This is a genomic window from Streptomyces megasporus (genome assembly GCF_000718985.1).
GTDB lineage: Bacteria > Actinomycetota > Actinomycetes > Streptomycetales > Streptomycetaceae > Streptomyces > Streptomyces megasporus.
In genome coordinates this window covers 185762-197990 of sequence record NZ_JODL01000012.1, presented here as the reverse complement: position 1 = coordinate 197990, position 12229 = coordinate 185762, and the positions used below count along the sequence as shown (strand labels likewise).

Here is a 12229-nt window from a genome sequence, read left to right as displayed (position 1 = left end):
TCTCCGACCGACTCTCGGGCGGCCCTCAGGCGTGCTTGTACTTCTTGACGGAGTCGTCCTTCGCCGTCTTGTCCGCGTACTCCTGACACTTCTTCATGGCCTCGGCCGGCTTCACCCGGCCGGCCATCAGTTCGGCGAGGACCGAGCCGATCTGCTCCTTGTGGAGGGTCTGGTACCAGTCGAAGATCCTCGGGTTGAGGACGTTCTCGCCGGCGTCCTTGAGCACCTGACTGGACGAGGCGAGGCCCGGGGACATGTCCATGCCGTCGGTGGCGTCGGCCACGCAGGTGAGGGACTTCACCAGCCTGGCGAAGTTCCGCGCGGACTCCTTGCTCAGCAGGATGCGGAGCAGTTCCATGCCGCCGGCGGGGTTCTTGGCCTGCGCGGGCACGATGAACGGCTCGCCCGCCTGCGCCCACAGGGTGCCGAAGGGCATCTTGTCGGATTCGTCCAGCCCGGTGACCGCGCCGCAGGCCATGTCGAAGTCCGCGGGCGTGGTGTCGGCGGCCTCGTTCTCCACCCAGGAGCCGTTGGGGATGAAGATGCACTTGCCCTTGGTCCACTGGGTCTGGGACTGGATGTGGTCCAGACCGGGGGTGCCCCGCAGGATGTAACCCTTGGCGGACAGCTCGTAGTAGGCCTCGAAGGCGCTCTTGACCGCGTCCTGCTTCCAGGCGTTCGGCTCCAGGTTGTCGATGTTCTTCAGGACGTCCGGGCCACCGATCTTCCCGATGAACGGGTAGAGGGTGAAGGGGATGTAGTACGGGTGCTGGCCGGCGTAGGTCCAGCCCGCGATGCCCTTCTTCTTGGCCTTGGCGCACAGGGCGAGCATCTCGTCCCAGGTCTTGGGGTACTCCCAGTCGTTGTCCTGAAGGAGCTTCTTGGAGTACCACTGGCCGTAGACGGTGTAGGCGTAGTTCAGGCGCCAGACCTTCTCGTCGCCGTACTGGCCCATCTCGATGGTGCCCGGCAGGAGGGTGTCGCGGACCTTGGTGTTCGGGTCGTCGATGGAGGGCGCGTCCAGCAGGGGGCTCAACTCGGCGAGCTGGTCCTTGGCGATCAGGGTGGCCGCGTCCATCTGCTCGGCGCCGGAGTTGTCGATGAGGTCCGGCGGGGTGCCGCCGACCATCCTGGGCTGGAGCACCGACCGGATCTTCTGGGTGGCGGTCAGCTTGACCTTGCCGTAGCTCTCCTCGTAGATCTTCGCGGCGTCCTTGCCGTACTGGGTGCCGAAGCCGCCGTCGAAGATGACGAAGTCCAGGGGGGCGTCCTTGTTGACGCCCAGGGGGTTGTCCTTGGTCTTCTCGCCCTTGGCGACCTTGTCGTCGCCGCCGCCGTCGCCACCAGCGGCGCAGGCGGAGAGCAGGCTCATGGCGGGGACGGCGACCAGGCCCGCCGCGCCGGCCCTCTTGATCAGATCACGACGGTTGACATCGGTGGGTCCCATGCTCAAGTCCTCGCCTTCTCCAGGACTCAGGCGGTGTGCCGGGGTCTCCGGGCACCGCTGGTGAGTTGAAGCTGAGTTGTACGGGATGTGCGCCGGGTCCGTGTAGAGCCGTACGGGACCTCCCCGATGCCCACTCACCCCCGGATCCGCAGCCATCTGATATGACCGCTTGGACGCCGACAGGTATAGTCCACTCCCCTTCCCAGGGGCAAGATCGGTGCATGTTCGGGCGTCAGTCTTTCCCGAGTTGAGACCTGCGGGAAACGCGACGGAGCCGCACCTCCCACCAAGGGAGGTACGGCTCCGTCCCACCGGTCGGACGCGGCCTCACCGGCCGCGTCCGACCTCTCGATTCACTTGCGGAGCAGCGAGCGCAGCACGTACTGCATGATGCCGCCGTTGCGGTAGTAGTCCGCCTCGCCGGGGGTGTCGATCCGGACGGTGGCGTCGAACTCCACGCCGGTGTCGGTGGTCACCTTCACCGTCTCCGGGATGCCGCCCTCGTTGAGCGCGGTGATGCCGCTGATGGAGAAGGCCTCCTCACCCGTCAGGCCGAGGGAGTCCGCCGACTGGCCCTCCGGGAACTGCAGCGGCAGCACGCCCATGCCGATCAGGTTCGAGCGGTGGATGCGCTCGTAGCTCTCGGCGATGACGGCCTTGACGCCCAGCAGCGCGGTGCCCTTGGCCGCCCAGTCGCGCGAGGAGCCGGAACCGTACTCCTTGCCCGCCAGGACGACCAGCGGGATACCGGCGGCCTGGTAGTTCCGGGAGGCGTCGTAGATGAAGGAGACCGGCCCGCCCTCCTGGGTGAAGTCGCGGGTGTAGCCGCCCTCGGTGCCCGGCGCGATCTGGTTGCGCAGGCGGATGTTGGCGAAGGTGCCGCGGATCATGACCTCGTGGTTGCCGCGACGCGAGCCGTAGCTGTTGAAGTCACGACGCTCGACGCCGTGCTCGGTGAGGTACCGGCCCGCCGGGGTGTCGGCCTTGATGGCGCCGGCCGGGGAGATGTGGTCGGTGGTGACCGAGTCGCCCAGCTTGGCCAGCACCCGGGCGCCGGAGATGTCCTCGACCGGCTCCGGGTCCATGCCCATGCCCTCGAAGTACGGGGGCTTGCGGACGTAGGTGGACTCCGGGTCCCACTCGAAGGTGTCGCCGGTGGGCACCGACAGCGCCTGCCACTGGGCGTCTCCGGCGAAGACGTCGGAGTAGCTGCTGCCGAACATCTCCTGGCCGATGGTGGAGGCGACGACCTCCTCGATCTCCGACTCGGCCGGCCAGATGTCCCGCAGGTAGACCGGGTTGCCCTCGGAGTCGGTGGCCAGCGGCTCGGTGGTGATGTCGATGTCCATCGAACCGGCGATGGCGTAGGCCACGACCAGCGGCGGGGACGCCAGGTAGTTCATCTTGACGTCGGGGTTGATGCGGCCCTCGAAGTTGCGGTTGCCCGAGAGCACGGAGACCACCGCGAGGTCGTTGTCGTTGACCGCCTGGGAGACCTCCTCCGGCAGCGGGCCGGAGTTGCCGATGCAGGTGGTGCAGCCGTAACCGACCAGGTTGAAGCCCAGCTTGTCCAGGTACGGGGTGAGGCCGGCGCGGTCGTAGTAGTCCATGACGACCTTGGAGCCGGGGGCCAGGGTGGTCTTCACCCACGGCTTGCGGGTCAGGCCCCGCTCGACGGCCTTCTTGGCCAGCAGCGCGGCACCCACCATCACGTAGGGGTTGGAGGTGTTGGTGCAGGAGGTGATGGCCGCGATGGCCACCGCGCCGTGGTCGAGCTCGTAGGTCGAGCCGTCGGCGGCGGTCACCCTGACGGGCTTGCTCGGGCGTCCGTCGGCCGAGGACGCGGCGGAGTGGTGCGGGGCGCCGGCGCCGTTGTCGTCGTGGCCGTAGGCGGGGGCGTCACTGGCCGGGAACGACAGGGCGCTGGCCTGGTCCACCGGGGAGCCGGCCCCGACCGGCAGCTCCTGCTGCGGCACGCCCGGCTTGCGGTCGTCGCCGCCGGTCACGCCGGCCTTGATGTAGTTCGGCAGGTCGGCGCGGAACTGCTGCTTGGCCTCGGACAGGGCGATGCGGTCCTGCGGGCGCTTGGGGCCGGCGATCGAGGGGACGACCGTGGAGAGGTCCAGCTCCAGGTGCTCGGAGAAGTCCGGCTCGGCGGCCGGGTCCAGCCACAGGCCCTGCTCCTTGGCGTACGCCTCGACCAGGGCGAGCTGCTGCTCGGTGCGGCCGGTGAGCTTCAGGTAGTTGATGGTCTCGGCATCGATCGGGAAGATCGCGGCGGTCGAGCCGAACTCCGGCGACATGTTGCCGATGGTGGCGCGGTTGGCCAGCGGCACCGCGGAGACACCCTCGCCGTAGAACTCCACGAACTTGCCGACGACCCCGTGCTCGCGCAGCATCTCGGTGATGGTCAGCACCAGGTCGGTGGCGGTGGTGCCGGTGGGCAGCTCGCCGGTCAGCTTGAAGCCGACCACCCGCGGGATGAGCATCGACACGGGCTGGCCCAGCATCGCGGCCTCGGCCTCGATGCCGCCGACGCCCCAGCCGAGGACGCCCAGGCCGTTGACCATGGTGGTGTGGGAGTCGGTGCCCACCAGGGTGTCGGGGTAGGCCTTGCCGTCACGGACCATGACCACGCGGGCCAGGTGCTCGATGTTCACCTGGTGGACGATGCCGGTGCCGGGCGGGACGACCTTGAACTCGTCGAAGGCGGTCTGGCCCCAGCGCAGGAACTGGTAGCGCTCCTTGTTGCGGCCGTACTCCAGCTCCACGTTGCGCTTGAACGCGTCCGGGGCACCGAAGACGTCGGCGATCACCGAGTGGTCGATGACCAGCTCGGCGGGCGCCAGCGGGTTGATGCGGGACGGGTCGCCGCCCAGCTCCTTCACGGCCTCGCGCATGGTGGCCAGGTCCACCACGCAGGGCACGCCGGTGAAGTCCTGCATGATCACGCGGGCCGGCGTGAACTGGATCTCCTGGCTGGGCTGCGCGCCGGCGTCCCAGTTGCCCAGCGCGCGGATGTGGTCGGCGGTGATGTTCGCGCCGTCCTCGGTCCGGAGCAGGTTCTCCAGCAGCACCTTCAGGCTGTAGGGCAGGCGGGCGGAGCCCTCGACCTTGTCCAGCCTGAAGATCTCGTACGACTCGTCGCCCACCTGCAGCGTGCTGCGGGCGTCGAAGCTGTTCGCCGACACGACAGTCTCCTTCAGTACATGAGTTCGCGCGTACCACCGCGATCCTGCCGCCCCGGACCCCGGCCTCTTCGCTGAGGTTCACCTAACTTGGGTGTGCCTCGGCGGCGACGTCGGCGGACGCGGCGGCGGTGCGTCTCTCGGCAGATATCTCGATGTCGAGATAACTCTAGTACATCGCCGCTCCACGGTCATGCTCCGCCCCCGACTTCGGGTACCCGCGCTCCGCGCCCCAACCGGCCTTCCGACCCCGGGCCCGGAGGAACCCGAAGGAACCCGGATGAACCCGAAGGGCGCGGCCCCGACGACAAGGGGCGGAGCGAGCCGCGAGAGAGTGGTGACAGGCGGCGAGAGAGGCGACAGACGGCGAGAGAGCAGTGACGGGCGGCCCGGCATGGCCGGAAAGCGACCCTCGCCTCGCGCGTACGCGACAAAGGGGTGAAAATAAGAGGAAATGAGGGACACGCCCCACGCCCCGGATGTTGACATCTCACATCTGAGATAACATCACCCCCATGACCGACGACTACCTCGTGCGCATCGGCAAGCTCATCCGTGACGCCCGTCAACATCGGGGCTGGACCCAGAGCCAATTGGCGGACGCTCTGGCCACCAGCCAGAGCGCGGTCAACCGCATCGAACGCGGCAACCAAAACATCAGCCTTGAGATGATCGCCCGTATCGGTGAAGCCCTGGACAGTGAGATCGTCTCACTCGGCTACTCCGGTCCGATGCACCTGCGGGTCGTCGGAGGGCGGCAACTGTCGGGCGCGATCGACGTCAAGACCAGCAAGAACGCCTGCGTCGCCCTGCTCTGCGCCTCCCTGCTGAATTCCGGCCGCACCCTGCTGCGCCGGGTCGCCCGCATCGAAGAGGTCTACCGCATCCTGGAGGTGCTGAACTCCATCGGAGTGCGCACCCGCTGGATCAACGACGGCTCCGACCTGGAGATCGTGCCGCCCGCCGAGCTGGACCTGGACGCCATCGACGCCGAGGCCGCCCGCCGCACCCGCAGCATCATCATGTTCCTCGGCCCGCTGCTCCACCGGATGGACCACTTCCGCATCCCCTACGCGGGCGGCTGCGACCTGGGCACCCGCACCGTGCAGCCGCACATGAGCGCGCTGCGGCACTTCGGCCTGGAGGTCACCGCCACCGAGGGCATGTACCACTCCGTGGTGGACCGCTCCGTCCGACCCACCCGGCCCATCGTGCTGACCGAACGCGGGGACACCGTCACCGAGAACGCCCTGCTGGCCGCCGCCCGACACGACGGCACCACCGTCATCCGCAACGCCTCGCCCAACTACATGGTCCAGGACCTGTGCTTCTTCCTGGAGCAGCTCGGCGTCCGGATCGAGGGCGTGGGCACCACGACCCTGACCGTGCACGGTGTCCCCCACATCGACCGGGACGTGGACTACTCCCCCTCCGAGGACCCGGTCGAGGCGATGAGCCTGCTGGCCGCCGCGGTCGTCACCGAGTCGGAGCTGACGATCCGCCGGGTGCCGATCGAGTTCCTGGAGATCGAGCTGGCCGTCCTGGAGGAGATGGGCCTGGACCACGACCGCGGCCCGGAGTACCCCGCCGACAACGGCCGCACCCGACTGGCCGACCTCACCGTGCGCCCCTCCAAACTGGAGGCGCCGATCGACAAGATCCACCCGATGCCGTTCCCGGGCATCAACATCGACAACGTGCCCTTCTTCGCGGCCATCGCCGCCAGCGCCCAGGGCAAGACGCTGATCCACGACTGGGTCTACGACAACCGCGCCATCTACCTGACCGACCTCAACCGTCTCGGTGGACGCCTCCAACTCCTGGACCCCCACCGCGTGCTGGTCGAGGGCCCCACCCGCTGGCGCGCCGCCGAGATGATGTGCCCGCCCGCGCTGCGCCCGGCCGTCGTCGTCCTGCTGGCGATGATGGCCGCCGAGGGCACCTCCGTGCTGCGCAACGTCTACGTCATCAACCGCGGCTACGAGGACCTGGCCGAACGCCTCAACTCGGTCGGCGCCCAGATCGAGACGTTCCGCGACATCTGACGCGCGGTCAACCAGTGGTGAACCGCGCCGCCGTCCTCCCGCCCGTCCCCCGCGCGTTTCGCCGGGGGACGGGCGGGGCGACCCTCGGTCAGCCGAGCTTCTTCGCCTGGGCGTCGATGACGGCGGTCGGGAGGTCGAAGTCCTCGCCGCTGCCGGCGGAGGCGAGGTTGTAGGAGGAGAAGACGGCCAGCGTGCCGCCCTGCCGCACCACGGCCAGCTTGAACGGCACCGGATCGCCCTCGTGCTCGGCCGTCAGCGTCCAGGCGTGGGCCTCCTCGCCGCCGGTGACCTTCTCCGCCTTGACGCCGGTCACCTTCTGCTCATCGCCCTTGATGCCCCCGTTGAACCCACCGGAGCAGGCGTCGGCGGCGGCACGCAGGTCTGCCACGGCCTTCTCCGCGCCGTCGCCCTCGTAAGAGGAGAGGCTGACGGCCGTCGCCGTCAGATCGAAGGCGCCCTTGATCGCCTCCTCGAAGTTCTCGAAGTCCTCGTCGGTGAGCTCGCCGTCGTTCTGCGAGCCGTCCTCCTCCGGCTTCTCCGGCTCCTGGACGACCTTGCGCAGGACGGTCGCCGCCGGGTCGCCGGGCGCCACGCCCAACTGCGCGTGCACGAGGGGCTCGCACTCCTTCTTGTCGACGGAGACGTCCTTCGCGGAGACGGTGTCCTCCGGGCCGGCCTTCTCGACCGTGTGCCCCTCGACGTCCCCGTCGGCGAGCGCGAGCTTCTCCAGCTCGGCGGAGGTCATCGCCTTGGCCGCGGGCTCGGCGGAGGCCGACTTCTCGGCCTTGGCCTTGTCCTCGTCCTTGCCGCCGGACTCCGATCCGCCGCAGGCGGTGGCCAGCAGGGCCAGGCAGGCCGCGGACGCGGCGAGGGCGGTACGACGTGCTGCGGTGGATCGCATGGCGTGTTCTCTCTGTTCCAGTGGCGGGCCCAACACCCCTCATGGAGGGGGAACTTCGGTGCTCGGCCCGCCACGCGTCCTCGTGGTCCGCCAACTGTAGGAGCGCGTCCCGTCCCTGCGATCGCGGAATGCGCGTCAGGCTTTGATCGTGACCATGGTGTGATCACTCCGGAGCTGTTCGGTGAAGCACTCCGACCGTCCGTCGGCGCCGACCGGGAGCCCCCGGCGGCCAGACCCCGCGTCCGGGTCGTTTCGGCGAATGTTTCGGTGAACACCGAAACGCTCTCGCCGCATGATGGACGCCATGGACCTCCCCGCCCCCGCCCGCCCCACGCGACGCCCCGAGCACGCGGGTTCGCGGCTCGCCCAACTGGCCGGACTGCTCGCCGACGAGACCCGTGCGCGGTTCTGCCTGGCCCTGCTGGACGGGCGGGCCTGGACGGCGGGCGAACTGGCCCGACTGGCGGGCGTCGCCCCCGCCACGGCCAGTGGGCACCTGGACAAGCTGGTGGGCGGGGGCCTGCTGACCGAGGAACGGCAGGGCAGGCACCGCTACGTGCGACTGGCCGATTCCGCGTCCGCGCAGTTGGTCGAGGAGTTGGCCGCGCACGCCGGTCCGCCGCCCGCCCCGCGCTCCCTGCGGGGGTCGTCCGCGAACACGGCGATGGCACGGGCCCGCACCTGCTACGACCATCTGGCCGGACGGCTGGGAGTGGTGATCACCGACGCCCTGCTGGAGCGGGGGCTGCTCCAGCAGGACACCGGGTTCGCGGTGACCGAGGACGGGCTGCGCTGGTTCGACGCGCTCGGCGTCGACCTCACGGCCCGACCGCGCGGTCGCCGGCCACCGGCCCGCGCCTGCCTGGACTGGACCGAACGCCGTCCGCACCTGGCCGGGGTGGCCGGGGCCGCGCTGTGCCGCCACGCCCTGGACGCCGGCTGGTGCGAACGAATCGGCAGCCGACGGGCGTTGCGCGTCACCGACACCGGTCGGCGCGCGCTGCTCGACCTGCTGGGCATCACGGACGCCGACCTCACCGGCGAATCCGTGGAGGCACCGGCATGACCCCGACACGGCCGCCACGGGGGACGGAACCCGGCCGGCCCCCGGACGCACGGGCGAACGGGTCCGCGCCCGACCGTTTCCTTCACGCCATCCCCGGACCCGTACGGCGTCTTCGTCGCACACCGCACGCCACCACGAGATTTCCGGTCGCCCTCCACGGAATTACCGCTCACCCTCACGCGAGCGTCGGATGGCGTCGGAGCATGTCAGCGCAAATCACCGATGCGCAGGCGAGAATTTCCGCACGTGCACCGGAATGACCGATTCGCCTCTCCTCCGGGATGGATTCCGTCACTAGTTTTCCTGTGCCAGACCGGATTCCTGTCCATCGGAAGGGACCATGATGAGGCGTTTCCGCCGCTCCACCGCCGCCGCGGCAGTCGTCACGGCTCTGATCACCGGAGCCACCACCCTGTCGATGTCCACCGCCTCCGCGGCTCCCGCCGGGAAGGCCGCCGCCCCCGCGGAGAAGGTCGGGGCCCTCGCCTACTACTGCGGCTACCACGGCGCCGTCACCCCGCCCACCATCTCCCAGGGCAGCACGGGCAACGCCGTGCGCGAGGCCCAGTGTCTGCTGAGGTTCTGGGGCTTCAGCGTGGGCTCCAGCGGCATCGACGGCGTCTTCGGCTCGGCCACCAGGGCGGCCGTCGTCGACTTCCAGCGCACCTGCCGGATCACCGCCGACGGCGTCGTCGGCCCGGTGACCTGGAACCGGCTGCGCAACGGCTGCTGATCCTTCACGCCCGGCGAGCGGTGCGGCCCCGGAGGCTCCGGGGCCGCACCCGTGCGCTCCCGGTCGGAGCCGAGGAGAACGGGACGTGCCCCGGCCGCACGGCCTCCTCTGATCACCGCGCCCTCCCGTCCGTGAACGGGAGTCTTTCCACGCGGGTGAAACGCTGGTGATCACGTTCCGGCGTTCCTTCTCTTCCGGTGAATTGGAAAGGACAGCCTCCCCGGATCCCACCTTTTCGTTTCGAAAAGCCGACCGATTTTCGGTTTCGCGTCACAGAAAACCGGACGGCAATGCTTCTTTCGCCGCTTTCTCGCCGCCGTTCTCCGGAATTTTAAATTCCGTCCCGAGCGGATTGGAAAGGCCCCCCTCGGCGGTCCGGGCACCGAGCGACCGACCGAACCGGCCGAACCGGGTCAGGCCCCCGCGAGGGTGGCGACCATGACCGCCTTGATGGTGTGCATGCGGTTCTCGGCCTCGTCGAAGACGACCGAGTGCTCCGACTCGAACACCTCGTCCGTCACCTCCAGCGACTCCAGCCCGTACCGCCGGTGGATCTCCCGGCCGACGGCCGTGCCCAGGTCGTGGAAGGCGGGCAGGCAGTGCAGGAACCGCACGTCCGGGTTGCCGGTCGCACGCAGGACGTCCATCGTGACGGCGTACGGGCGCAGCAGCTCGATGCGCTCCTCCCACACCTCCTCGGGCTCGCCCATCGACACCCACACGTCGGTGGCGACGAAGTCCGCGCCGGGGACGCCCTCCTCCACCTTCTCGGTGAGGGTGACGCGGGCGCCGGTGCGCTCGGCCAGGGAACGGGCCTGGGCGATCACGCCCTCCTCGGGCCACAGGCTCCTGGGCGCGGCGATGCGGACGTCCATGCCGAGCAGGGCGCCGGTGACGAGGTAGGAGTTGCCCATGTTGTTGCGGGCGTCACCCAGGTAGGCGTAGGCGATCTCGGTGAGGGGCCTGTCGCTGTGCTCGGTCATGGTGAGCACGTCGGCGAGCATCTGGGTGGGGTGCCACTCGTCGGTGAGCCCGTTGTAGACGGGGACGCCCGCGTGGGCGGCCAGTTCCTCGACGACCTCCTGGCCGCTGCCCCGGTACTCGATGGCGTCGTACATCCGCCCCAGCACCCGGGCGGTGTCCTTCACCGACTCCTTGTGGCCGATCTGGGAGCCGGACGGGTCGAGGTAGGTGGTGTGGGCGCCCTGGTGGGCGGCGGCGACCTCGAAGGCGCAGCGGGTGCGGGTGGAGGTCTTCTCGAAGATCAGCGCGATGTTCCTCCCGCGCAGCCGCTGCTCCTCGGCGCCCGCCCTGCGGGCCGCCTTCAGCTCGGCGGCCAGATCGACCAGCCGGCGGAACTCCTCGGGGGTGAAGTCCAGCTCCTTGAGGAAGTGGCGGCCCGTGAGATCGATCGCCATGGGGGCTCCTAGAGGACGGTCGGGTACGGCGAGAGAAACGGAAGTCTATACGAAAACTCGCATCACTATGCAGGCGGGGTGTCGCGCCCCCGCCGACGCCCCGTACCGTCCCCGCCGTGCCGCCCCGCCACACCGACCTACACCGCGTCGCGCTCGATCGGGCAGCTCATACAGCGCGGCCCGCCCCTGCCCCGCCCCAGCTCGCTGCCGGGGACGGTGATGACCTCGATCCCGTGCCTGCGCAGGTGGGTGTTGGTGGTGACGTTGCGCTCGTAGGCGATGACGACGCCCGGCTCGACGGCCAGCACGTTGCAGCCGTCGTCCCACTGCTCCCGCTCGGCGGCGTGCACGTCCTGGGTGGCGGTGAGGACGCGGATGCCGTCCAGGCCGAGCGCGGCGGCGATGGCGCGGTGCATGTGCTCGGGCGGGTGGTCGGTGACCTTCAGCTCCGCCTCCGACGCGCCCGGCTCGATGGTGTAGGAGCGCAGCATGCCCAGTCCCGCGTACTGGGTGAAGGTGTCGCCGTCGACCATGGTCATCACCGTGTCCAGGTGCATGAGGGCACGGCGCTTGGGCATGTCCAGCGCCACGATCGTCCGGGCCGAGCCCGCCGAGAACAGGCCGCGGGCGAGCGTCTCCACCGCCTGCGGGGTGGTGCGTTCGCTCATCCCGATCAGCACCGCGCCGTTGCCGATCACCAGCACGTCCCCGCCCTCGATGGTGGAGGGGTGAATGCTCTGCCCCTCGGACCAGAAGCGGAAGCCGTGCTCGGGGGAGGTGAAGAGGGGGTGGTGACGGTAGATGGCCTCGAAGTGGACGGTCTCGCGCCGGCGGGCGGGCCAGCGCATGGCGTTGACGGCCACCCCGTCGTAGATCCAGGCGGAGGTGTCGCGGGTGAACAGGTGGTTGGGCAGCGGCGTGACCAGGAAGTCGTCCAGGTCCATCACGTGGAAGTGGACGGAGACCGGCTCCGGGTACCGCTCCAGGTACTCCCGCTTGGTCATGCCGCCCACCAGCGCCTCGGCCAGCTCGCTCCCGGGCATCTCGTCGAAGACGGCGCGCAGGTGGTCGGCGGCCAGCGGCCCGTACTCCTTCTCGTGGAAGGTCCGGTCCAGGACGAACGCGCGGGCGGCGGGGATCTCCAGGGACTCCGCCAGCAGGTCGCCGAAGAAGTGGACCTCCACGCCGCGGTCGCGCAGCACGTCGGCGAAGCCGTCGTGCTCCTGGCGCGCCCGCCGCACCCACAGCACGTCGTCGAAGAGCAGGTCGTCCCGGTTGGACGGGGTGAGCCGTTTCAGCTCCAGGTCGGGGCGGTGCAGGATGACTCGGCGCAGCCGCCCGGTCTCGGAATCGACGTGGAATCCCATGTCAGCATCCTCACCACGTCGCCGCTGGATACACCCTCGCCCGCCGTCGGGGGCGCCGGGCCGT

Annotated in this window: 8 protein-coding genes; 3 read left to right on the top strand and 5 right to left on the bottom strand. The window is 69.6% G+C overall.

Features of this window, described 5'->3' with window-relative positions:
- Positions 1-25 precede the first annotated feature (25 nt).
- A complete protein-coding gene (gene ngcE / locus IF47_RS0112915) occupies positions 26-1447 on the bottom strand; it encodes an N-acetylglucosamine/diacetylchitobiose ABC transporter substrate-binding protein (RefSeq protein ID WP_031508872.1) in 1422 nt (473 codons plus the stop codon).
- A gap of 353 nt (positions 1448-1800) precedes the next feature.
- Positions 1801-4638, bottom strand: coding sequence for an aconitate hydratase (locus IF47_RS0112910; protein WP_031508871.1), 2838 nt, complete (start codon positions 4636-4638; stop codon positions 1801-1803).
- Positions 4639-5150: 512 nt separating this feature from the next.
- On the opposite strand from IF47_RS0112910, the gene IF47_RS0112905 reads away from it, so the two are divergent.
- Positions 5151-6680 carry a helix-turn-helix domain-containing protein gene (locus tag IF47_RS0112905; protein WP_031508870.1) on the top strand — a complete coding sequence of 510 codons (1530 nt, stop codon included), beginning with the start codon at positions 5151-5153 and terminating at the stop codon, positions 6678-6680.
- A gap of 88 nt (positions 6681-6768) precedes the next feature.
- Here the strand turns inward: IF47_RS0112905 and IF47_RS0112900 are convergent, their stop codons facing one another.
- Positions 6769-7581 (bottom strand): hypothetical protein, encoded by an 813-nt coding sequence (locus tag IF47_RS0112900; protein ID WP_031508869.1) that lies wholly within the window; start codon positions 7579-7581, stop codon positions 6769-6771.
- A gap of 304 nt (positions 7582-7885) precedes the next feature.
- Between IF47_RS0112900 and IF47_RS0112895 the strand changes: the two genes are divergently transcribed.
- Together IF47_RS0112895 and IF47_RS0112890 are read left to right on the top strand one after the other, a co-directional pair.
- Positions 7886-8647 carry an ArsR/SmtB family transcription factor gene (locus IF47_RS0112895; protein ID WP_031508868.1) on the top strand — a complete coding sequence of 254 codons (762 nt, stop codon included), beginning with the start codon at positions 7886-7888 and terminating at the stop codon, positions 8645-8647.
- 340 nt (positions 8648-8987) lie between these two features.
- On the top strand, positions 8988-9380 hold the full coding sequence (locus IF47_RS0112890) for a peptidoglycan-binding domain-containing protein (RefSeq protein WP_245641099.1): 393 nt from the start codon (positions 8988-8990) through the stop codon (positions 9378-9380).
- 413 nt (positions 9381-9793) lie between these two features.
- On the opposite strand, the gene argF is transcribed toward IF47_RS0112890, so the two are convergent.
- The gene (gene argF, locus IF47_RS0112885) at positions 9794-10798 is read right to left on the bottom strand and encodes an ornithine carbamoyltransferase (protein ID WP_031508866.1); all 1005 of its coding nucleotides are present in this window, start codon (positions 10796-10798) and stop codon (positions 9794-9796) included.
- A 137-nt stretch (positions 10799-10935) separates the two neighbouring features.
- Complete coding sequence (locus tag IF47_RS0112880; RefSeq protein WP_031508865.1) at positions 10936-12165, bottom strand: arginine deiminase; 1230 nt, start codon at positions 12163-12165, stop codon at positions 10936-10938.
- Between the last annotated feature and the right edge of the window lie 64 nt (positions 12166-12229).

What these genes read in the sequence shown, in the direction of transcription:
- ngcE (WP_031508872.1), bottom strand. Translation starts at nt 1,447, where the DNA reads ATGGGACCCACCGATGTCAACCGTCGTGATCTGATCAAGAGGGCCGGC.
- IF47_RS0112905 (WP_031508870.1), top strand. Translation starts at nt 5,151, where the DNA reads ATGACCGACGACTACCTCGTGCGCATCGGCAAGCTCATCCGTGACGCC.
- IF47_RS0112900 (WP_031508869.1), bottom strand. Translation starts at nt 7,581, where the DNA reads ATGCGATCCACCGCAGCACGTCGTACCGCCCTCGCCGCGTCCGCGGCC.
- IF47_RS0112895 (WP_031508868.1), top strand. Translation starts at nt 7,886, where the DNA reads ATGGACCTCCCCGCCCCCGCCCGCCCCACGCGACGCCCCGAGCACGCG.
- IF47_RS0112890 (WP_245641099.1), top strand. Translation starts at nt 8,988, where the DNA reads ATGATGAGGCGTTTCCGCCGCTCCACCGCCGCCGCGGCAGTCGTCACG.
- argF (WP_031508866.1), bottom strand. Translation starts at nt 10,798, where the DNA reads ATGGCGATCGATCTCACGGGCCGCCACTTCCTCAAGGAGCTGGACTTC.
- IF47_RS0112880 (WP_031508865.1), bottom strand. Translation starts at nt 12,165, where the DNA reads ATGGGATTCCACGTCGATTCCGAGACCGGGCGGCTGCGCCGAGTCATC.